This is a genomic window from Streptomyces sp. NPDC001507, from assembly GCF_042894765.1.
Classification (GTDB): domain Bacteria; phylum Actinomycetota; class Actinomycetes; order Streptomycetales; family Streptomycetaceae; genus Streptomyces.
The window spans coordinates 223,423-244,789 of record NZ_JBIAVV010000011.1 but is presented as its reverse complement, the minus strand read 5'-3'; the positions used below and the strand labels follow the sequence as shown (position 1 = coordinate 244,789).

The 21,367-nt window shown below is 72.6% G+C and carries 19 protein-coding genes; 7 read left to right on the top strand and 12 right to left on the bottom strand.

Annotated features, from left to right (window positions below; all coding sequences use genetic code 11):
- Nucleotides 1–26 precede the first annotated feature (26 nt).
- A complete protein-coding gene (locus ACFY0K_RS33225; RefSeq protein ID WP_390642925.1) occupies nt 27–473 on the bottom strand; it encodes an ATP-binding protein in 447 nt (148 codons plus the stop codon).
- Between the two features lie 153 nt (nt 474–626).
- On the opposite strand from ACFY0K_RS33225, the gene ACFY0K_RS33220 reads away from it, so the two are divergent.
- Both ACFY0K_RS33220 and ACFY0K_RS33215 read left to right on the top strand, forming a co-directional pair.
- The gene (locus ACFY0K_RS33220; protein WP_390643065.1) at nt 627–1,541 is read left to right on the top strand and encodes a Scr1 family TA system antitoxin-like transcriptional regulator; all 915 of its coding nucleotides are present in this window, start codon (nt 627–629) and stop codon (nt 1,539–1,541) included.
- Entirely contained in the window at nt 1,498–1,638 is a 141-nt protein-coding gene (locus ACFY0K_RS33215) for a DUF397 domain-containing protein (RefSeq protein ID WP_390642924.1), read from the top strand. The genes ACFY0K_RS33220 and ACFY0K_RS33215 overlap by 44 nt, the downstream gene beginning before the upstream one ends.
- A 652-nt stretch (nt 1,639–2,290) precedes the next feature.
- Here the strand turns inward: ACFY0K_RS33215 and ACFY0K_RS33210 are convergent.
- Nucleotides 2,291–3,064 carry a TIGR03943 family putative permease subunit gene (locus ACFY0K_RS33210; RefSeq protein ID WP_390642923.1) on the bottom strand — a complete coding sequence of 258 codons (774 nt, stop codon included), beginning with the start codon at nt 3,062–3,064 and terminating at the stop codon, nt 2,291–2,293.
- The gene (locus ACFY0K_RS33205; protein WP_351956475.1) at nt 3,061–4,104 is read right to left on the bottom strand and encodes a permease; all 1,044 of its coding nucleotides are present in this window, start codon (nt 4,102–4,104) and stop codon (nt 3,061–3,063) included. Before ACFY0K_RS33205 ends, ACFY0K_RS33210 begins: the two co-directional genes overlap by 4 nt.
- Nucleotides 4,105–4,276: 172 nt before the next feature.
- On the opposite strand from ACFY0K_RS33205, the gene ACFY0K_RS33200 reads away from it, so the two are divergent.
- Complete coding sequence (locus ACFY0K_RS33200) at nt 4,277–6,184, top strand: NAD-binding protein (RefSeq protein ID WP_390643064.1); 1,908 nt, start codon at nt 4,277–4,279, stop codon at nt 6,182–6,184.
- A 304-nt stretch (nt 6,185–6,488) separates the two neighbouring features.
- Here ACFY0K_RS33200 and ACFY0K_RS33195 read toward each other — a convergent pair whose 3' ends face one another.
- The gene (locus ACFY0K_RS33195) at nt 6,489–8,297 is read right to left on the bottom strand and encodes a S9 family peptidase (protein WP_390642922.1); all 1,809 of its coding nucleotides are present in this window, start codon (nt 8,295–8,297) and stop codon (nt 6,489–6,491) included.
- Between the two features lie 172 nt (nt 8,298–8,469).
- On the opposite strand from ACFY0K_RS33195, the gene ACFY0K_RS33190 reads away from it, so the two are divergent.
- Entirely contained in the window at nt 8,470–9,264 is a 795-nt protein-coding gene (locus ACFY0K_RS33190) for an SURF1 family protein (RefSeq protein WP_390642921.1), read from the top strand.
- A 25-nt stretch (nt 9,265–9,289) separates the two neighbouring features.
- Here the strand turns inward: ACFY0K_RS33190 and ACFY0K_RS33185 are convergent, their stop codons facing one another.
- From ACFY0K_RS33185 to ACFY0K_RS33170, 4 genes are all read right to left on the bottom strand, one after another.
- Complete coding sequence (locus ACFY0K_RS33185; RefSeq protein ID WP_390642920.1) at nt 9,290–10,426, bottom strand: hypothetical protein; 1,137 nt, start codon at nt 10,424–10,426, stop codon at nt 9,290–9,292.
- Nucleotides 10,427–10,545: 119 nt separating this feature from the next.
- Nucleotides 10,546–11,223, bottom strand: a complete 678-nt coding sequence (locus ACFY0K_RS33180) for a SigE family RNA polymerase sigma factor (RefSeq protein WP_351956479.1) — start codon at nt 11,221–11,223, stop codon at nt 10,546–10,548.
- Nucleotides 11,224–11,710: 487 nt separating this feature from the next.
- Nucleotides 11,711–12,790 carry an aspartate-semialdehyde dehydrogenase gene (locus ACFY0K_RS33175; protein WP_390642919.1) on the bottom strand — a complete coding sequence of 360 codons (1,080 nt, stop codon included), beginning with the start codon at nt 12,788–12,790 and terminating at the stop codon, nt 11,711–11,713.
- Nucleotides 12,787–14,058 carry an aspartate kinase gene (locus ACFY0K_RS33170; protein WP_351713530.1) on the bottom strand — a complete coding sequence of 424 codons (1,272 nt, stop codon included), beginning with the start codon at nt 14,056–14,058 and terminating at the stop codon, nt 12,787–12,789. Before ACFY0K_RS33170 ends, ACFY0K_RS33175 begins: the two co-directional genes overlap by 4 nt.
- A gap of 278 nt (nt 14,059–14,336) precedes the next feature.
- Between ACFY0K_RS33170 and ACFY0K_RS33165 the strand changes: the two genes are divergently transcribed.
- The gene (locus tag ACFY0K_RS33165) at nt 14,337–15,059 is read left to right on the top strand and encodes a TSUP family transporter (protein ID WP_390642918.1); all 723 of its coding nucleotides are present in this window, start codon (nt 14,337–14,339) and stop codon (nt 15,057–15,059) included.
- A gap of 26 nt (nt 15,060–15,085) precedes the next feature.
- Here the strand turns inward: ACFY0K_RS33165 and ACFY0K_RS33160 are convergent, their stop codons facing one another.
- From ACFY0K_RS33160 to ACFY0K_RS33150, 3 genes are all read right to left on the bottom strand, one after another.
- Nucleotides 15,086–15,751 (bottom strand): DUF5063 domain-containing protein, encoded by a 666-nt coding sequence (locus ACFY0K_RS33160; protein ID WP_390642917.1) that lies wholly within the window; start codon nt 15,749–15,751, stop codon nt 15,086–15,088.
- A complete protein-coding gene (gene recR / locus ACFY0K_RS33155) occupies nt 15,744–16,343 on the bottom strand; it encodes a recombination mediator RecR (RefSeq protein ID WP_093500254.1) in 600 nt (199 codons plus the stop codon). The genes ACFY0K_RS33160 and recR overlap by 8 nt, the downstream gene beginning before the upstream one ends.
- A 93-nt stretch (nt 16,344–16,436) precedes the next feature.
- Nucleotides 16,437–16,781 (bottom strand): YbaB/EbfC family nucleoid-associated protein, encoded by a 345-nt coding sequence (locus ACFY0K_RS33150; protein WP_351956900.1) that lies wholly within the window; start codon nt 16,779–16,781, stop codon nt 16,437–16,439.
- Nucleotides 16,782–17,087: 306 nt separating this feature from the next.
- On the opposite strand from ACFY0K_RS33150, the gene ACFY0K_RS33145 reads away from it, so the two are divergent.
- Both ACFY0K_RS33145 and ACFY0K_RS33140 read left to right on the top strand, forming a co-directional pair.
- Nucleotides 17,088–17,843 (top strand): SLATT domain-containing protein, encoded by a 756-nt coding sequence (locus ACFY0K_RS33145; protein WP_390642916.1) that lies wholly within the window; start codon nt 17,088–17,090, stop codon nt 17,841–17,843.
- A gap of 477 nt (nt 17,844–18,320) precedes the next feature.
- Nucleotides 18,321–19,475, top strand: a complete 1,155-nt coding sequence (locus ACFY0K_RS33140; RefSeq protein WP_390642915.1) for a Gfo/Idh/MocA family protein — start codon at nt 18,321–18,323, stop codon at nt 19,473–19,475.
- 23 nt (nt 19,476–19,498) lie between these two features.
- Here ACFY0K_RS33140 and ACFY0K_RS33135 read toward each other — a convergent pair whose 3' ends face one another.
- Nucleotides 19,499–21,280, bottom strand: coding sequence for a protein kinase (locus tag ACFY0K_RS33135; protein ID WP_390642914.1), 1,782 nt, complete (start codon nt 21,278–21,280; stop codon nt 19,499–19,501).
- Between the last annotated feature and the right edge of the window lie 87 nt (nt 21,281–21,367).

The following is a 21,367-nucleotide window of genomic DNA, read 5'->3' as shown; positions in this document are numbered from 1 at the left end:
CCCGGCGGTCACCCCGGCCACCCCGGTCACGGCGAGACGACGGACACCTCCGCCCACACCGTCTTGCCCACGGGCCGACGAGGCATCCAGCCCCACCGCAGGGCCAGGGCGTCCACCAGGAGCAGCCCGCGCCCCGACTCGCCGTCGGGAAAGGCCCGGGGCACGGCGGCAGGGGGCCTTCTCGCGGCCGCGGCGTCCGCGACTTCTACCCGGACCAGACCCGCGGCGATGTCGCGGACGAGCCGCAGACCGAAGGTGTGCCCCGGCACCCGGGCGTGCCGCACCGCGTTCGCGGCGAGTTCGGCGACGACGAGAGCGACCGCGCACGACGCGTCGGACTCGGCGGGAAACCCCCACTCCTCCATGCACCGCACGGCATGGTGCCGAGCGTGCCGCGCCCCCTGGGCCGAGGACGCGAACTGCCCACTCCACCACCAGGGCTCCTTCCCCGACGTGACCACTTCTGTCAGCACAGCCCGCCCACCCTCACCTGCATACGAGTCGTTACGTTCCGTACTCAAGAGTCGTCCGGGCGCCCTAGGCTCGGAAGGTGACACAGCCTTACTTCTCGGTTCGTAAGGGACGGAAGTGACGCCTTGGCCAACGGAATCGACCCCGGTACGTCGATGGCCGCGCTGTTCGGCGCACGGGTACGGCGGCTCCGCGTCGCCGCCGGACTGACCCAGGCCCAACTGGGCGCCGCCGTGCACGTGGTGAGCACCCGGATCACCCAGATCGAGCGGGCCTCCGGAGCGAAGCCGACGCTCGAACTGGCGCGGGCGCTGGACGCGGTCCTAGGCACCGACGACCTGCTGGCGGAGTTGTGGCCGTACGTGCACCGGGAGGCCTTCCCGGACTGGTCACGGAAGTTCATGGCGTACTCGGAGCGGGCGCTGGTCATCCGGCAGTACGCGGCGCACGTGGTACCGGGCCTGTTGCAGACCGAGGCGTACGCGCGGGCGGTGCTCAGCGTCGGTCGCACACTCGACGGCGAGGAGCAGTTGGAGGAACGCGTCACCGCCCGCATGAGCCGTCAGGAACGGCTCGGCGGGGCCGACCGTCCGCAGTTGTGGGTGGTCCTCGACGAGGCGGTGCTGAGGCGTCCGGTCGGCGGCCCGGCGGTCATGCGGGAGCAGTTGGAGCGCCTGCTCGCTGCCACGGCGGAGCCTCATCTCACCGTGCAGGTGCTGCCGTTCGACCAGGGGGAGCACGACGTCATGGGCGGCTCGCTCACGCTCCTGACGCTGCCGGACGATGCGGAAGCCGCCTATACGGAGGGCGCTCACTACGGCCAACTCGTCGAGGATCCGGACGAGGTCAGGAGTTTCGCGCTGACCTACGATCGGCTACGGGCGGCAGCCCTGCCCCCGCTCATGTCACTCGACATGATCCGAGACGTGATGGAGGACAGTCACCGTGGAGCGAAGGTCCCGTCCCGATCTGAACGGCGTCGCCTGGCGCAGGAGCAGCTACAGCAATCAGGAGGGGGGCGACTGCGTGGAGGTGGCCGACGGGTTCCCCGGCGCCGTCCCCGTCCGTGACAGCAAGGTCCCCCACGGCCCGGCACTCTGCTTCGAAGCCACCGCCTGGGCCGCGTTCATAGGCGAGTTGGCGGCAGACAGGCAGCACCGCCCCTGAGTCGGCCAGGACCCGGTCACGACCCGCCTCCCCGGTCCGCCGGATCCTTGTCCACGAGGGTCCGGCAGGCCGCTGACCTCCCCAAAGAACCGGGGGAAAGAACCACCCGCCCACCCGACCGGAATCTCGGTCGCCGAGGGCCTGAGGGCCTGCGGGTGAACAGTGCTCCGGATCGGAGACGTCTTCCCGTACGACGCGCAGGACGTTCCCGACGAGGAGTGGATCCCCCACGGTCTCGACCGATCCTGGGTCCCGCTCTCGAAGGACGGATGGTCGAACGGCTCGTCACATGCGTCGACGCGATCCACCGGGCCGTCGAGAAGGGCGGCCCAGCGGCGTACGCCGTGCGGCACGACCGTATCGAGCGCATCTGGCCGTGAGAACGCTGGGACTACGCTCCCCGGCGGTGGCTCACACCCTCCAGTCGGCGAAAGGCCACACCGCGCGGCTGCCTTCACCTCACAGTGGTCACCATGCTGAACCGCGTAGCCGTCCTGTCCGACGTTCACGGCGTCCTGCCCGTCCTGGAGGCAGTGCCGAACCGGACGTCGTCACCGCCGATCAGATCGTGCTCACCGGTGACATCACGGGGGACGGACGTGACCACAGCCCGTGACCCCGCTCCCCGGCCACGGCTCCGCGGCCGGGCCCGTCAGTTGTTCCAGGTCTCGTCGTACGGGTCCGCCGGGGTCGGGATCGGCTTGGCCTCGGTGACCCGGAGGTACGGGATCGGGCCGTTGTTCACCGGGTCGCGGGTCTCGCGGGCGGTGTACGTGCCCGTCACCTGGAGCCAGCCGTCCGGCCGGAGCACCGGCGGGATCTTCCCGGTCAGGGCCACCTTCACCGGCTGGGCGTCCGCCGCGCAGCAGTTCAGCGCCATCCGGACGAGGTACGGGGTGCCGGCCGAGTCGACGGCCACGAAGCCGGCGATCCGGACCTGGTGGCCCGCCAGCGAACGCCCGTGGTCGTAGACGGCGCGGCCCGCGTAGTCGACCAGGTTCAGCGGTATCGGGTCGGACTTGGGCAACGTGTTGTAGCCGTAGGGGTGTTGCAGGGCCGTACCGGTGCGCATCGCGCTGTACGAGCCGAGCGCGGGCGGCGCGATGAGGATCAGGGCGAGGAGCGGAAGGACCAGCAGCCAGGAGATGCGGGGTTCGCGGTGGACGTGCCCCTCGGGCCCGGTCTCCGGTACGGCTTCCCGTACGGCTTCGGGTACGGCCTCCCGCGCGGCTTCCTTGTGGCTGCGGGCGCGCCGCCACTCGTACCACGCCGTCGCCAGCGCCGAGACGATCAGGACCGCGCCCGCCGCCAGCAGCAACGGCTGCAGCCCCGCCTTGACGTACCGGAGATAGAGGCCGGTCGTGCCCGCATGCAGCAGGGCCGCGCCGACCAGGAACATCACCGCCGCCTGCGCCTGCCGGTTCAAAGCAGCACCGCCCCGGTCAGGACCGCGCCCGCGATCGCCGCCGCGAAGGTGGCAGGGGCGAAGCGCAGGGCGAAGCCGCGGCCGAAGGTGCCGGCCTGCATCGCGAAGAGCTTGAGGTCGATCATCGGGCCCACGATCAGGAAGGCCAGCTTCGCGGTGAGCGAGAACTGGGTGAGGGAGGCCGCCACGAACGCGTCCGCCTCGGAGCAGATGGACAGGAGTACGGCCAGCACCGACAGGGCGAGGATCGCGACCACCGGGTTGGCGGCCGCCGTGCGCAGCCACTCCGCCGGGGCCACCGCCTTCAGCGTCGCCGCCGCCATCGCGCCGAGGACGAGGAAGCCGCCCGCCTGCATGGTGTCGTGGCGGACCGAGGACCAGAACGCCTCGCCCTTGGTCTCGCCCTCGTGGTGCGCGTGGGCCGGCAGGCGCAGCCAGTCGGTGCGGCCGAGCCGCTGCCACAGCCAGCCCATCGCACACGCCACCAGCAGGCTGCCGGCGAACCGGCCCACCACCATCTCGGGGTTGCGCGGGAACGCGACCGCCGTGGCCGTCAGCACGATCGGGTTGATCGCGGGCGCGGAGAGCAGGAAGGCGATGGCCGCGGCCGGGGTGACGCCCCGGCGGACCAGGGCGCCGGCCACCGGCACCGACGCGCACTCGCAGCCCGGGAGCACGACACCGGCCAGCCCGGCGACGGGTACCGCGAGGGCCGGGTGGCCGGGCAGGGCGCGGGCGAAGAAGGAGGGCGGGACGAAGACCGCGATCGCCGCGGAGAGCAGCACGCCGAGGACCAGGAACGGGAGCGCCTGGACGACCACCGCCACGAACACCGTCATCCAGCTCTGCATCACCGGCTTCGACAGCGCGCCGCGCACCGGGCCCTGGAACATGACGACCAGGAGGAGGAGCAGGGTCAGGGCCAACGGGGAGTTGAGGTGCCAGCCCTTCCGGCCGGGCGGGGTGCCGCCGGCGTCGGCGCCGGGCGTCCCGCCCTCGGGCGCGGCGCCGGGCGGGGCGGCTTTCTCGGTGATGGCCACGGGTCGGATACCTCCGGCACTTCGGTCAGATCCAGCGATTGTGCTCCCTCCCCTTCCCTACGGGCGGTCAGGGGTGGCTGTTCACCTCGTTGCTGGAACCATGCGTTGCGTTGAGGCAGTCTTTTCCCTCGTGGCGAGCGTTCCGTATCAGGGTGGTGGGGTCCAGGCGCCCATGGTGGTGTGCGGGGACGACGGACTCGCGCACCGGCTGGCCGCCGAGTTGCGCACGGTCTACGGCGAACAGGTCACCCTCGTCGTACCACCCGACGTGCGCATCGCCCGGCCGCCGGTCGTCGGACGCGCCCGGGCCGCCTCGGCCGCGCTGTTCGACCGGGTGGTCAGTGCGACCGTGGGACGGACCGGCGGGAACGGCGGCGGTGGCAGTGGCGGTGGTGCCGCCGGCGGTGCCGGCTCGGTCTCCGGTGGCGGTGAGGGGCCGCGCGGGGAGCGGGTGCTGGAGGCCGTCGAGGCCGGTGAGGCGGTGCTCGCGGAGGCGGGGGTGGAACGGGCCGCCGCGCTCGCCCTCGTGTACGACGACGACGAGACCAACATCCGGGCCGCCCTCACCGCCCGCCGGCTGAATCCGCGGCTGCGGCTCGTGCTGCGGCTGTACAACCGGCGGTTGGGGCAGCACATCGAGGAACTCCTCGACCAGGCGGCCGCCCTGGCCATCGGGGACCCGGACGGCAGCGGCGCGGTGGGGGACGCCTCCACGATCGTGCTGTCCGACGCCGACACCGCCGCGCCCGCGCTCGCCGCCACCGCGCTCGCCGGGCGCGGCAAGGTCATCCACACGGACGGTCTGGTGCTGCGGGCGGTGGACCTGCCGCCGGGTGCGGCGACGGGTCAGGACGCCGTCGAACAGGGGCTGTTCCCGCTGGCGTTGCTCTCCCCGAACGGCACCGGGCCCGAACCGGCCGAGGGCGGCCGGGAGCGGGGGCCGCGGCTGCTGCCGGACGACGCGCAGGTACGGGCCGCGGGCGAGCGCGGCGTGATGGTGCTGGAGCAGGTGTCGTCGTCGGCGGGCTCGGCCGAGCCCGCCGGGCGCGGGGTCGGGGTGGTACCCCCGCTCGCCTCGCTGTTCTCGCGGCGGCTCAGGTGGTCGCTGTTCGGGAGCGCGGGGTGCGTGGTCGCGCTCGCGGTCGCGTTGTCGGTGGTGACGCACATGCATCCGGTCCGGGCCTTCTACTACACGCTCCTCGACCTGTTCGCCATCGACAACCCCGCGATCGGGGCGCCGGTCGGCAGGCAGGTCCTGCAACTCCTGTCGGGGCTGGTCGGGTTGCTGCTGCTGCCGGTGCTGCTGGCGGCGGTGCTGGAGGCGCTCGGGACCTTCCGCACCGCGTCCGCGCTGCGCAAGCCGCCTCGGGGGCTGGGTGGTCATGTGGTGCTCCTCGGGCTGGGGAAGATCGGTACGCGCGTGCTGACGCGGCTGCGGGAGCTGCACGTGCCGGTGGTGTGCGTCGAGGCCGATCCCGAGGCGCGCGGGCTGGCGGTGGCGCGGCGGCTGCGGGTGCCGGTGGTGCTCGGGGACGTCACCCAGGAGGGGGTCCTGGAGGCCGCCAAGATCCATCGGGCGCAGGCGCTGCTCGCGGTGACCAGCGCGGACACCACGAATCTGGAGGCCGTGCTGTACGCGCGGTCCGTGCGGCCCGAGCTGACGGCGGTGCTGCGGCTGTACGACGACGACTTCGCGACGGCCGTGTACCGGACGCTGCGGGCGGCGCATCCGCACGCGGTCACCCGGAGCCGGAGTGTGTCGTACCTGGCGGCGCCGTCCTTCGCGGGGGCGATGCTGGGGCGGCAGATCCTCGGGGCGATCCCGGTGGAGCGGAAGGTGCTGCTGGTGGCGGTGGTGGCGGTGGGCGGGCATCCGCAGCTGGAGGGGCGGACGGTGGCGGGGGCGTTTCGGGCGGGGGCGTGGCGGGTGCTGGCGCTTGAGGGGCGGCAGGGGGTCGCGGACGGGGAGTACGTGTTGCGGGGTGGGGACCGGGTGGTGGTGGTCGCCACCCGTCGGGGGCTGGCGGAGCTCTCCGGCCACCGTGCCTCGCCCACCCACCCACCCGACTCGCTCGGTTGAGGGGCGGGGGTGGGTGGGTTGCGGTGACGGCGGCACGCGCGGCCGCACGGGGGCAGAGCGCGCAGTTCCCCGCGCCCCTGACGGGGCACTCGGGTGCCGCGTCCTCGACAGGGCCCCGCGCCCTGACCGGGCCCACCGCGCCGCGGCCCGGTGCCGCGCCGTCGTGGCTGCCGGCGCAGTTCCCCGCGCCCCTGACGGGGCGCTTCAGTGCCGCCTGCTCGGCAGTGCCCCTTGGCGGGGGCGCGCGGGTGAGGGGCTCGCTTGTCGAGAAGCCGAGTCGGGTGGGTGGGTGGGCAAGCTCCCGTCAGTCCGTCGGCGCTGTCGCCGTAGGCGTGAGGTGGCGTTCGGCGAATTCCATTTCCAGGCGGAGTTGCTTGATGCGTTCGTCGACCACGAGGGAGCCGTGGCCGGCGTCGTAGCGGTAGACCTCGTGGGGGGCCGAGCGGGCCGCGAGGCGGCTGACGTAGTTGTCGATCTGGCGGATGGGGCAGCGGGGGTCGTTGAGGCCGGCCGAGATGTAGACGGGGGCCTTGACGTCGTCGACGTAGGTGAGCGGGGAGGAGGCGGCGAAGCGGTCGGGGACCTCTTCCGGCGTGCCGCCCAGCAGCGTGCGGTCCATCGCCTTCAGGGACTCCATCTCGTCGTGGTACGCCGTGACGTAGTCGGCGACCGGGACGACCGCGATGCCCACCGCCCAGGACGCCGGCTGGGTGCCCAGGCCGAGGAGCGTGAGGTAGCCGCCCCAGGAGCCGCCGGTCAGGACCAGACGCTCGGGGTCGGCGAGGCCGGACTCGACCGCCCAGTCCCGCACCGCCGCCACGTCCTCCAGCTCGATCAGGCCCACCCGGTGCTTCAGCGCGTCCGTCCAGGCCCGGCCGTACCCCGTGGAGCCGCGGTAGTTGATGCGGACCACGGCGTACCCGTGGTCGACCCAGGCCGCCGGCCCCGCCGCGAAGCTGTCGCTGTCGTGCCAGGTCGGGCCGCCGTGCAGGTCGAAGACGGTGGGGAGGGGGCCGACGGCGCCGGCCGGCTTCTGGATCAGGGCGTGGATGACGCCGCCGGGGCCCTCCACCCACGCGTCCGAGACCGGGACGGAAGGGGGGCACTTCATGCCCGGCGGGTCCAGGACCACCTCGCCGGTCGTGGAGCGGACCACCGGCGGCTCGGCGGCCGACGACCAGAGGTACTCGACGGTGCCGTCGGGGCGCGCCGTGGCCCCGGAGACGGAGCCCGGCGGAGTCGGGATGCGGGTCAGCTCGCGCGTGGCCAGGTCGTAGCGGAACAGGTCGCTGCGGGCCTTGTGGCTGTGCGCGATGAGCAGCGCAGCGCCGTCCGGGTACCACTCCGCGCTCACGTCGCCCGGCAGGTCGAGGGTCAGGTCCGTCTGTGTGCCGGAGACGACGTCCCAGATCAGGGGCTCCCAGCGGCCCCGCCGCTGGTGGCCGATGAGCAGCCGCGGGTCGCCGTCGACGGGGGCGAAGCCCAGCACCTCCAGGCCCAGTTCCTCGGTGCCGCCACGGGTGTCGTCCAGCGCGGCGACCGTCGAACCGTCGGGGCGGACCACCCGCAGCGCCGAGTGCATGGCGTCGCCGTGCTCGGTGTGCTCGATCGCGATCAGCGAGCCGTCGTGGGAGAAGTCGCCGACGCCCGCGGATTCGGCGTGCCGGTAGATCTCCAGCGGCTCCTCACCCGCTCTGACCAGGTAGATCGTCGTGCCCTCGTCGTCCGTGGAGCGGCCCACGACCGCCGTGCGGCCGTCCCGGCCCAGCGCCAGGCCCGAGGGGTACGACGGCTCCAGGCCCGGCGTCGCCTCCTCGTCCGCGCCGCCACCGAAGGGCTGGCGGCGCCAGACGCCGAACTCGTCGCCGTCCTTGTCGTCGAACCACCAGATCCACGCGCCGTCCGGGGAGAGCAGCCCGTCCGTCGTGCCGTTCGGCCGGTTCGTCGCCTGGCGCTGCTCTCCGCTCGCGCGGTCCCAGGCGTACAGCTCGTACGTCCCCGTCGCGTTCGACACGAACAGGGAACGGTCGGGGGCGTCCTCCGCCCAGTCCGGCAGGGAGACCCGAGGGGCGCGGAAGCGCTTCTCCCAGTCCGGCATGTCGCTCTCACTCATGGCCGCAGTCATGGCCCCATACTGCCCGTCCCCGCCCACATTGCGTCGACGGGAGTCCACGGCCTGTGGATAACTTTGCGAACCTCCAGGTGGGCGTCCGGACCCGCACACCCGCCTGCACGCGCCCACCCCGCCCGTAAACCGTCATGAACCGCCCCGTACCGTGGACGGCGTGTACCGCTTTCTGCTGACACCCCGCTGGTGGGGCATCAACGTCTTCGTGCTGCTCGCCATCCCGTTCTGCATCTTCATGGGGTCGTGGCAGCTGAGCCGCTTCGAGGCGCGGGTCGAGGCGCATCGCAGCGCCGACGAGCAGGTCGAGACGGCGAAGACGGAGGCGGCCCGGCCACTTGCCGACCTGCTGCCCGTCGACCAGTCGACCTCCGGCAAGCGGGCCACGGTCACCGGCCGGTACGACAAGCAACTGCTGGTGCCCGACCGCCAGGTCGACGGCAAGAACGGCTTCTACGTCCTGACCCTGCTGCGCACCGACTCCGGCAAGGCCCTGCCCGTCGTGCGCGGCTGGCTGCCCGGCAAGGCGGACGCCGCCAAGGTGCCGGCCCCGCCCGCCGGCGAGGTCACCGTCACCGGCGCGCTGCAGGCGTCCGAGACGCCGGGGGACGACGGCGTCAGCAACCAGGGCGGGCTGCCGTCCGGGCAGACGGCCGCGATCAGCGCGGCCTCACTGGTGAACCTGGTGCCGTACCCGGTGTACGACGCGTGGATCACCCTGGAGAAGGCCGACTCGGGGATGACGGCCGTACCGGCGACCGCGCCGGACAACTCGGGGCTCGACCTGAAGGCGTTCCAGAACCTCGGCTACACCGGTGAGTGGTTCGTCTTCGCGGGGTTCGTGGTGTTCATGTGGTTCCGGCTGCTGCGCCGTGAGGTGGAGTTCGCCCGGGACGCGGCACTCGGCCTGGTCCCGGACCCGGAAGAGGAAGCCCAGCAGCCGACCGCCGTATGACGACGGCCGCCGCCGGTCCCGCCGGTCACTCGGCCGCCAGCACCCCGGTCCAGTAGACCGTCCCCGCGCAGGCGTTGGTCACCGTCGCCGAGCCGGTCGGGGACCCGGCCTGCGGGGTGTACGAGACCGCGACGCTCCCGTCGGCCGTGCCGCCGTCCTCGGTGAGCAGCTGGGTGGTGGTGCCGTCCGACCCGGAGGTGGTCGTACCCGCGCTGCTGGTGGCGCCGTCGGTGGGGCTCGGGGAGGCGGTGGAGCCGCCGGTGCCGCCGGTGTCGGTGGAGCCGCCGGTACTGGAGCCGCTGGTCGGGCAGGTCTCCGAGGGGACGAAGCCGAACTTCTCCTCGTAGGCGGCACCGGGCGCCAGGACCAGACCGGTGAGCTCGGTGGTCGGGTCGGGCAGCCCGGCCGCCGCGTCGCCGGCGACGTGCCGGGCGGCGGCGATCTTGGTGGCGTCGGCCGCTCCCTGCGCGAGGACGCCCACGCTGCCGGGGCCGCCGACGGTACAGCTCGTCGTCGAGACGTTGACGACGCGGAAGGTGCCGTAGACGACGCCCGTCGAGTCGGGCGCGCCGACGGTGGAGGTCGGGGTGCCGAGCTGTGCCGAGGTGCAGACGGGGGCGCTGCTTGCGGCGCCGGCGGTGGGGACGACCTTGGTGCCGGAGACGGCTCCGGTGGTCTCGCTCTTGCCGCCGCCCTTGGTGCCGCCGGGGCTCTGGCCGGCGGCCTGGCCGCCGGTGCCACCCGAGGTACTGGTGCCGCCGTCGGGGTTCTTGCCGCCGGTGGCGCCGCCCTGCGCCTGGGAGGCCTGGCCGGCCATGGAGGTGTTGGGGTCGGTGCCGCCGGAGTTGGAGACGTGCACGAGGGCGGGGACCGCGGTGCCGATGAACAGGGCGGCGGCCGCCATGCCCACGGCGGCCTGCCGCTTGCGGGCCCGGCGGGCGGGCACCGCGCGGCGCAGGTGGTCGAGACTGCCGTCGCGCGGGGCGAGGTCGTCGACCGCCGAGTGCAGGAGCCGGCGCAGCGCCAGCTCGTCCGTGTCGAGCCCGTCCAGGGCTTCGGGGCCGTCGGCACCGGCCCCGAAGCCGGGGCCGAGCCCGCTCCGGAGCCCTTCGGGGCCCTGCTCCAGGCCGTCGGGGCCCTTGTCGTCGGGGCCGTCGTTCACAGTTCCGTTCCCAGCGTGCGATTGCGTGTGCTCTTGCTCGTGGTGCCGTTCCGGTGTCGGCTCGTGCCAGGCGTAAGGCTCGTGGCGATCATGCGAGTCGCCTCCCTGGGGGCTGTCCGTCATGCCGCCGACTCCATCGCCACCCGCAGGGCCGCGATGCCGCGCGAGCCGTACGCCTTCACCGAGCCCAGCGAGATGCCGAGCGTCTCCGCGACCTGGGCCTCGGTCATGTCGGCGAAGTAGCGCAGGACGAGGACCTCGCGCTGGCGGCGCTGCAGGCCCTTCATCGCCTTGATCAGGTCGCGCCGCTCCAGCTGGTCGTAGGCGCCCTCCTCGGCGCTGGCCGCGTCCGGCATCGGCTTGGAGAGGAGCTTGAGGCCGAGGATGCGGCGGCGCAGCGCGGAGCGGGAGAGGTTGACGACCGTCTGACGCAGGTAGGCCAGGGTCTTCTCCGGGTCGCGGACGCGTTTGCGGGCGGAGTGGACGCGGATGAACGCCTCCTGGACGACGTCCTCGCAGGAGGCGGTGTCGTCGAGGAGGAGCGCGGCGAGGCCGAGGAGTGAGCGGTAGTGCGCCCGGTAGGTCTCGGTGAGGTGGTCGACGGTGGTACCGGCCGCCGCCGTCGCCTCCTCGGCGCCGTCGCGCTGGCTGGGTATGCGGGTGGGCCGCGCTGCGGGCATGGGCGCGATCACCGGCATGCCGCCGGGCGTGCCGGGCATGCGGGGGCGCAGACCGGCGCGGGGCGGCCGCAGGGCCGTCGCGCCGCGGGGCGCACTGAGCTCGAGTACCTCTGCCACGCAAGTTGGACACGGCTACCCCCCGCGGGGTTGTACGTGCCGGGCATCACTTTTGCGTCGGGCGTTCCGGACGGGCGCATGCCGGGGCCGCCGGGTGGGCCGGCCGGCGGGTTCGGTGCCGTTCCGCGCGCGTCCGGCAGCACACTCGACGGTGTATCAAATGCCGCCATGCGTCCCGCTCTTCCCTTATGTCCCATTATGAACGGGCGTCCCCACGCCCCGATCACGGCGTCCCCACGCCAGGATCATGCGTCCCCGCGCCCCCAAGGCCCGGTTGCGTAAGCGCCCGGTAAGTGGGCGACCGCAAAGACGCTCCCCGCCGCCCGCATGGTTGCGGAGGACGGGGAGGAAAATCTTCGAACGCGGACGGGCCTCGGTTCAAGTGGTTTGGACCATGCTTCGTGACACATTTCTTACGCGGATCCTACCCGTGGGCCCGCTCCCATCCAGGGCGCCTCCCATGCCGTTTGCCGTGGTCACCGGGTGTTCACGCGGAATCCGCCACACCTGAACGGCCGGTCAGTTCCGCCGCCACCAGCTCGGCGATCTGCGCGGTGTTCAGCGCGGCCCCTTTACGCAGGTTGTCCCCGCACACGAAGAGTTCCAGCGCCGTCGGGTCGTCGAGCGCCCGCCGCACCCGGCCGACCCAGGTCGGGTCGGTGCCCACCACGTCGGCGGGCGTCGGGAACTCCCCGGCGGCGGGGTTGTCGAAGAGGACGACGCCCGGAGCCGTGTCGAGGATCTCCCGGGCCTTGTCGACGGTGACCTCGCCCTGGAAGCGGGCGTGCACCGTCAGGGAGTGCGTGGTGACCACCGGGACCCGTACGCACGTCACCGCGACCGGCAGCTTCGGCAGCCCGAGGATCTTACGGGACTCGTCCCGCACCTTCATCTCCTCCGACGACCAGCCGTCCTCCCGCAGCGACCCGGCCCACGGTACGACGTTGAGCGCGACCGGCTCCGGGAACGGCCCGGTCAGGTCCCCGACCGCGCGCCGTACGTCACCGGGCTTGGTGCCCAGCTCGGTACCGGCGACCATGGACAGCTGGGCCCGCAGCGTCTCCACGCCGGCCCGCCCGGCCCCGCTCACCGCCTGGTACGACGACACCACCAGTTCGCGCAGCCCGAACTCGGCGTGCAGCGCGCCCAGGGCGACGATCATCGACAGGGTGGTGCAGTTGGGGTTGGCGATGATCCCGCGCGGCCGGTTGCGGGCGCAGTGCGGATTGACCTCGGGGACGACCAGCGGCACCTCCGGGTCCATCCGGAAGGCGCCGGAGTTGTCCACCACGACGACACCCTTGGCGGCGGCGACGGGCGCCCAGCGCGCGGACACCTCGTCGGGCACGTCGAACATCGCGACGTCGATCCCGTCGAAGGCCTCCTCCGACAGCGCGACGACCTCGACCTCGGCCCCGCGCACGGTCAGCTTGCGGCCGGCCGAGCGCGGGGTGGCGACCAGGCGGATCTCGCCCCAGACGTCGGCCCGCTGGGACAGGATCTGGAGCATCACCGTGCCGACGGCCCCGGTCGCACCCACGACCGCGAGCGCCGGCTTGCCGGTCATCGGCCGGTGCCTCCGTAGACCACGGCCTCGTCGGTGTCGGAGTCGAGACCGAAGGCGGTGTGCACGGCGCGCACGGCCTCCGGCACGTCGTCGGCCCGGGTGACGACCGAGATGCGGATCTCCGAGGTCGAGATCAGCTCGATGTTGACCCCGGCGTCGCTGAGCGCCTCGAAGAACGACGCGGTGACCCCCGGGTTGGTCTTCATACCCGCGCCGACCAGCGAGATCTTGCCGATCTGGTCGTCGTAGCGCAGCGAGTCGAAGCCGATGCCCGGCCGGTTGCGCTCCAGCGCGTCGATGGCCTTGCGGCCCTCGGTCTTCGGGAGCGTGAAGGAGATGTCCGTCAGGCCGGTGGCGGCGGCGGACACGTTCTGCACGACCATGTCGATGTTGATCTCGGCATCGGCGATGGTCCGGAAGATGGCGGCGGCCTCGCCCGGCTTGTCGGGCACCCCGACGACCGTGACCTTGGCCTCGGAGGTGTCGTGCGCGACACCGGAGATGATGGCCTGCTCCACCTTCTTGTCCCCAATCGGCTTGCTGCTGACCCACGTGCCCTGCAGTCCGCTGAAGCTGGACCGGACGTGGATCGGGATGTTGTAGCGGCGGGCGTACTCCACACAGCGGTGGAGGAGCACCTTGGAACCGGAGGCGGCGAGCTCCAGCATGTCCTCGAAGGAGATCCAGTCGATCTTCCGCGCCTTCTTCACCACGCGCGGGTCGGCGGTGAACACACCGTCGACGTCGGTGTAGATCTCGCAGACCTCGGCGTCCAGCGCGGCGGCGAGGGCCACGGCGGTCGTGTCGGACCCGCCGCGCCCCAGCGTGGTGATGTCCTTCTTGTCCGCGCTGACGCCCTGGAACCCGGCCACGATCGCGATGTTGCCCTCGTCCAGCGCCGTCCTGATCCGCCCCGGCGTGACGTCGATGATCCGGGCTTTGTTGTGGACCGAGTCGGTGATGACGCCTGCCTGGCTGCCGGTGAACGACTGGGCCTCGTGGCCCAGGTTTTTGATCGCCATGGCCAGCAGTGCCATGGAGATACGCTCTCCGGCGGTCAGCAGCATGTCGAACTCACGCCCGGCAGGCATCGGGGATACCTGCTCGGCGAGATCGATCAGCTCGTCCGTCGTGTCGCCCATCGCGGAAACGACGACAACCACCTGGTTGCCGTTCTTCTTCGCTTCCACGATTCGCTTGGCGACGCGCTTGATGCCCTCGGCATCGGCAACGGAGGAGCCTCCGTACTTCTGCACGACAAGGCCCACGTGCGCTCCTCGCTCGGTTTGTTGTGTCGGCTCAGTTTAACGAGCGTCCGAATTCCACCGGCCTGCTCCCGCATGGTGAGACCGCGGGACCTCGCCGCTCGCGACCGGAACCTGCCCAGCGAACAGCAGAGCACGCGAAAAGTGCCCTGCCTCACATCGACCCGCCTTGACCCTTCTTGCCCTTTCGAACGGGGTCCCAGGAGCCGGAACCGGGTCGTCCGCGCGTTCCGGCACCGGGCGGGGCCGCCGCCCGGACCGCTGGTGTAGGCAGGTGCACCATGACGGCTCTCATCCTGCTCTCCGGCACCGTGCTGCTGGGCGCGAGCGTGCAGTGGCTGACCGGCATGGGGTTCGCGCTGGTCGCCGTACCGGCCCTGATCCTCCTCCTCGGGCCCGCCGAGGGCGTCGCGCTCGCCAACTGCGCGGCCGGCGCGATCAGTGTGGTGGGCCTGGCGGGCGGCTGGCGCCGGGTCCGCCCGGCCGCGATGGTGCCGCTGTGCGCGGCGGCCGCCTGCACGGTCCCGGCGGGCACCTGGCTGACCCGCCGGCTCCCCCCGCCGGCTCTCCTCCTGACCATGGGCGCCCTGGTCACCGCGGCCGTGCTCCTGGTGATGCGCGGCGCCCGCCTCCCCGCCCTCGGCGGCCGGGGCGGCGCGCTGACGGCCGGCGCGGTGGGCGGCTTCATGAACTCGGCGGCGGGCGTCGGCGGCCCGCCGGTCTCCCTCTACGCCCTCAACGCGGGCTGGACGGTACGGGAGTTCGTCCCGAACGCCCAGTTCTACGGCGTGGTCGTCAACGCCTTCTCGGTGACGGCGAACGGGGTGCCGGGGCTGAACGGCGCGCAGTGGGCGGCGGTGGCCGCGGCGATGGCGGCCGGCGGGGCCTTGGGCACGGCGGTGGCCGGCCGCATGCCGGAGCACCACGCCCGCCGCCTGGTCCTCGTCCTGGCCCTGACGGGCGGGGTGACGGCGATGGTGAAGGGGGTGTGGACGCTGTCCTGACGGCGGCGCTGCCCGGCGCCGGGGACCTATGCGGAGGAGGACCGCGCGCCCAGCGGGCCGCCGATCTCCTGCTGCATGACCTGGCCCGCCTCGAACTCCAGGGTCTCGTCGCCCATGGTGGCCTGGTCGGTGTCGAGGCCGTCCAGTTCCTCCAGGGGCTGGTTGAGGCGGACGTGGATCAGGACGGACTGCAGGGCGCGCAGGACGGCGGAGGCGGTGGGGCCCCAGTTGGAGAAGTAGGAGAACTGCCACCACCACAGGGCCTCCGTGGTGCGGCCCGCGCGGTAGTGGGCCATGCCGTGGCGGAGGTCGGTGATGATGTCGGCCAGGTCGTCCGAGATCCGGGCCGGGACGGGCGCCTTGCGGGGCTCGTACGGGTCGAAGACCTCGGAGTAGACGTCGACGGGTTCGAGGAGGCGTCCGAAGTTCTCGCGGAGCAGGTCGACGTCCGGCTCCGGGCCCAGGTCCGGCTCGTAGCGCTCGTCGGGAACGATGTCCTCGTGCGCGCCGAGACGGCCGCCGGCCAGCAGCAGCTGGGAGACCTCCAGGAGGAGGAAGGGGACCGCCGAGTCCGGCTCGTCGCCCTTCGACACCTCCATCACGGCCACCAGGAAGCTCTCCACCTGGTCGGCGATCTGGACCGCGAAGTCGTCGGGGTTCTGCGCGGTCGCGTGCAGCGTGGCGTCAGACATCTAGGAGTCGTCTCCCCTCGAAGGCGCGGCCGAGCGTGACCTCGTCCGCGTATTCCAGGTCGCCGCCCACCGGGAGGCCGCTGGCCAGGCGGGTGACCTTCAGGCCCATGGGTTTGATCATGCGGGCGAGGTAGGTGGCGGTCGCCTCGCCCTCCAGGTTCGGGTCCGTGGCGAGGATCAGCTCGGTCACCGTGCCGTCGGCCAGGCGGGCCAGCAGCTCCCTTATCCGCAGGTCGTCGGGGCCGACGCCCTCGATCGGGCTGATCGCGCCGCCGAGCACGTGGTACCGGCCGCGGAACTCACGCGTGCGCTCGATCGCGACGACGTCCTTCGGCTCCTCCACCACACAGATCACCGTCGGGTCGCGGCGGGTGTCGCGGCAGATGTTGCACAGTTCCTCCTGTGCCACGTTGCCGCAGGTCGCGCAGAAGCGGACCTTCGCCTTCACCTCCAGGAGGGCCTGTGCGAGACGCCGTACGTCCGTCGGCTCCGCCTGCAGGATGTGGAAGGCGATCCGCTGCGCGCTCTTCGGACCGACGCCGGGAAGCCGCCCCAGCTCGTCGATGAGGTCCTGGACCACGCCTTCGTACAACGGACTGCCCTTCCTGGAGTCTTTCGGTACGTACGGTAGTTGGCTGCCGCCTGTCCTAGGAAGACAGTGCGGGTGTCGTGCGGGCGACGAACATCAGAACGGCAGGCCGGGGATGCCGCTGCCGCCGCCCAGGCCCTGCGCCAGCGGGCCGAGCTTCTGCTGCTGGAGCGTCTGGGCGTTCTCGTTGGCCGCCTGGACCGCCGCGATGATCAGGTCGGCGAGGGTGTCGGTGTCCTCCGGGTCCACCGCCTTCGGGTCGATCTTCAGCGCGCGCAGCTCGCCGGAACCGGTCACGGTGGCCCGTACCAGGCCGCCGCCGGCCTGTCCTTCGACCTCCGTGCCCGCCAGCTCCTCCTGGGCCCGTGCCAGGTCCTGCTGCATCTTCTGGGCCTGCTGGAGCAGCTGCTGCATGTTGGGCTGGCCACCACCGGGGATCACGATCAGCTCCTGGGTCGGGTCCGGATTTTCTCTGTTGTGCATGAGCCTACGTGGTCGACGCAGCCATCGCCCCGCCACTCTTTCGAGTGAGATTCCTGGCGGCCCTATACCTGATCAAGACCCACTTCCGGGCGGAAAAGAGGCGAAAGAACAGCCTTCGCCACCCATTGGGCGGTAGGAAGGGTTCCCGTCGTCAGCATCCATTGTCAGGTCCGGCGCCAGGTCGAATGTGGGGACCGGTGGCAGTTCTGGTGTCACGGAACGCGACCGGTCGGGATCGGTTCGGGATCAGTTAGGGAGTGCCGGGTGGGTCAGCCGGAGATGCAGCCCGAGGGACTGCCTCAGGACGGGCGGGGCGGCGAGGGTGCGGCCGGACTGCGGCCGGGCGATCTGGCCGGGCGGGCGCTTCCGCTCGGGGACTGGGGTGAGCCGGCCGAGCGGCTCGACGAGCTGTACCGGTGGGTGGAGCGCGGGGCGCTGGAGACGTCCCGCTGGTATCTGGCGGACCGGGTCTGGAAGCGGCGCGGGGCACGGGCACTGCGGTGCGGGGCGGCGGTGGGGGCGACGCTCGGGGCGGCGCTGCCGCTCCTCGACCTCACCGGGGTGGTGGGCGGCGTCGCGCCGTGGGGGTATCTCGCGCTGCTGCTGGCGGTGTCCTGCGTCGGCATCGACCGGTTCTTCGGGGTGACCTCCGGGTGGATAAGGGACATGGCGACGGCGCAGGCCGTGCAGCGGCGGCTGCAGGTGCTGCAGTTCGACTGGGCGTCGGAGAGCGTGCGGGAGGTGCTGGGGCCGGCGGAGGGTACGGCGAGCGAGGCGGCCGAGCGGTGCCTGGCGGTGCTGCGGAGGTTCTCCGAGGACGTGACCGAGCTGGTCCGTACGGAGACGGCCGACTGGATGGTGGAGTTCCGGACGGGGCCGGCGCCGCTGGGCATGCAGGCGACGGTGACGGCGGGGCCGCGGGCGGACGCGGGGCATCTGAACGGCCGCTTCCCGCTGCCGCCGGGCGCTAACGGGGCACGGCCGAACATGCCTCGGCAGCGACCACCGGAGCCGCGGTGAGCCGGTGCGCGCGGCCGGTTCGGTGCGGCGGCGCGGGGGGCGTTCGCGCAGTTCCCCGCGCCCCCGGGCGGGTGGGTGCCTCGGACCATGGCTCAGTACCGCACCGTCGTGGTTGCTCGCGCAGTTCCCCGCGCCCCTGGGCGGGTGGGTGCCTCGGACCATGGCTCAGTACCGCACCGTCGTGGTTGCTCGCGCAGTTCCCCGCGCCCCTAGGGGGGTGGGGGTTCGCGCCGTCGTTCAGCGCCGCACCGTCGTGGTTGGTCGCGCAGTTCCTCGCGACCCTAGGGGGTGGCCCGTTGGGGGGCTTCTGTGGCGACGCTCGCTGCAGCGCCCCGTCAGGGGCGCGGGGAACTGCGCGGCCAGCCCCCGCGGCGGGGCAGACGGAATTGTCCGGACGCCCGAATGTCTTGACATCTCGGGAAGCGGCGCCGCATCGTGAGCACGCAGGCTATGGACGGTCCAAGGAGGGGCAGCCCCATGGTGCGTACGCTCGGCGTCGCCGTCGTCGGATTCGGCTGGATGGGGCGGGTGCACTCGCAGGCCTATCAGCGGGTGGGACACCACTTCCCGCAGCTGGGCGTGCGGCCCGAGCTGGTGGTCGTGGCCGAGGAGGTGCCGGGGCGGGCCGAGGAGGCCGCGGCGCAGTTCGGGTTCGCGTCGACGACCCGGGACTGGCGTGAGGTCGCCGCCGACCCGCGGGTGGCGGCCGTGAGCATCACCGCGCCGAACTTCCTGCACCGTGAGATCGGCGTCGCCATGGCGGAGGCCGGCAAGCACATATGGATCGAGAAGCCGGTCGGACTGACCACCGAGGACGCCCGCGCGGTGGCGGAGGCGGTGGCGAAGACCGGGGTGCGGGGAACGGTCGGCTTCAACTACCGCAACGCCCCTGCCGTCGCGTACGCCCGCGAGCTGATCGCCTCCGGTGAGCTGGGGACCGTCACGCACGTCCGGGTGCGGCTGTTCAGCGACTACGCCGCGCATCCCGATGGCGCCCTGACCTGGCGGTACGAGCGGGCGCGCGGCGGCGGGGGCGTCCTCGGCGACCTCGCCTCGCACGGCGTCGACCTGGCCCGCTTCCTACTCGGCGACATCGAGTCGCTGGCCGCCGACACCGCCGTGTTCATCCCGGAACGCGCCCGGCCCACCGGCGCCACCGCCGGCCACACCCTCGCCACCGGCGGCGAGATGGGCCCCGTCGAGAACGAGGACTACGTCAGCTGCCTGCTCCGCTTCGCCTCGGGAGCCCGCGGTGTCCTGGAGGCCAGCCGGGTCTCGGTCGGCGAGCAGAACAACTACGGTTTCGAGGTGCACGGCACCAAGGGCGCCGTCTTCTGGGACTACCGGCGGATGGGCGAACTGGGCGTCGGCCACGGCACCTCCTACCAGGACCAGCCCGTCTCCACGGTCTTCGTCGGCCCCGGCCACGGCGAGTACGGCGCCTTCCAGCCCGGCGCCGCCAACGCCATGGGCTATGACGACCTCAAGGTGATCGAGGCCAGCAACTTCCTGCGGTCCGTCACCGAGGGCACCTCCTACGGCCCGACCCTGGAGGACGCCGTGCACAGCGCCACCGCCCTCGACGCGATGAGCCGCTCGGCCGCGCAGAGGACGTGGGTGCACCTCGGCTGACCCGGCGAAGTGCGGGCGGCAGTTCACTCCTTGCTGTAGGTCAGGCTCTCGCTGCCGTCCTTCGTCTCGCGCTTCAGCTTGCCGCCCGGCAGCAGGGTCACCTCGGTGGCCTCTCCGGCGGTGCACGACGACCGGGGCTTGCCCGCCGTGACCGTGGAGGGGCCGATCTCCAGCGGGCCGTCCGAACCCGGCTTCCCGGCGAGCTTCGCCGCGAACTCACAGTGGTAGCCGGGGCCGTCCGCGACCAGGGTGAGGACCGTGTCGCCCACGGCACCCTGGCGGATGGACAGTTCGCGGGTGTTGTGGCCGGTGTCGTTGTCGATCGAGGTGGCCCAGGAACCCAGGAAGCCGCTCGGGACGGTGCCCTCGGGGGCGGCCGAGGAGGAGGGCGACCGGGTGGGCGTCGGCTCCGCGGCCGTGGTCGGGGCGGTGGCCGCGGGGGCGGAGGCGGTCCCGCCGCCCGCCTTGGCGTCCGTGCCGTCGCCGCCGCCGCTGTTCATGAGCGCGTAGACGGAGCCGCCCGCGGCCAGCAGCACGATCAGGGCGACGGTGACGAGAAGCGCGGTGGAGCGGGGGGTGCGGCGGGGCTCGTCGGCGGGGAGGGGGTCGTACAGCGGGGGCGGGGGGACGGGCGGGTAGATCTGGGTGGAGTCGGGGGCGGGCTCGGGGGCGGCCTCGATGTACGGGTTGTACGGCACCGACTGGGGGTGCTGGTGGGGTTGGTTCGGGTAGCCGTAGGCCGGGTGGGCGGGGGCGTGTTCCGGGGACGGCGGGTCGAGTGTCGGCCGCGGGTGGTTCGTGGCCGGTCGCGCAGTTCCCCGCGCCCCCGGGTCTGCCGACCCTCGTGTCTCGCGACGTGTCACCCCGTGCAGCGCCCCATGGACCGTCGGGTCCTCCACCTCCAGCAACTCGACGGCGTGGCGGCCGAGTTGGGCCACCAGTGAACCCGGCAGCCAGGGGTCCCTCGAGCGGCCCTCCCAGACGGTGTCGCCCGCTCCCGTCCGGGCCAGGATCGCGTCGAGGGACGGACGGGCCGCCGGGTCCTTGCGCAGGCAGTCGCGGACCACGTCGGCGATGTCCTCGGGGAGGCCGGAGAGGTCGGGGTCCTCCTGGGCGATCCGGAACATCAGGGCGTGCGCGCCGCCCTCCGTGGCCCCGAAGGGAAGCCGGCCGGTGGCCGCGTAGGCGAGCACCGAGCCGAGGCAGAAGATGTCGCAGGCCGGGGTGATCCGGTCGCCGCGCACCTGCTCGGGGGCCATGAACCCGGGCGAGCCGAGAAGCGAGCCGGTCTGCGTGAGCCGCTCGCCGGGCAGCGTCTCCAGCGCCCGCGCGATGCCGAAGTCGATGACCCGCGGCCCCTCTATGGTGAGCATCACGTTGGACGGCTTGAGGTCCCGGTGCACGATCCCGGCCGCGTGGATGTTGCCCAGCGCGTGCGCGAGCCCGGCGGCGAGGATGCGCACCGACCGCTCGGGCAGCGGCCCGTGGTCGTGCTCGACGACCCGCTGCAGGCTCGGCCCGGCGACATAGCCGGTGGCCACCCAGGGCACGGCGGCCTCGGTGTCGGCGTCGAGCACGGGCGCGGTCCAGAACCCGCCGACCCGCTGCGCGTTGCGGACCTCCTGCCGGAAGCGCGCCCGGAACTCCTCGTGCTCGGCGAGCTCGGACCGCACCAGCTTCACGGCGACCGTACGGCCGCGCTCCGACCGGGCGAGGTACACGTGCCCCATCCCGCCCGCACCCAGCCGTGCCAGCAGCCGGTAGCTCCCGATGTGCTGCGGATCCCCCGGCCCCAGCTTCTCCATGGCAGATCCGCCCCTCGCTCACACTTGTGATCGAGCCGAGAATAATGCGGCCCTTCCGGGGATCGCGCGGTGCCATGTCTACGGTTA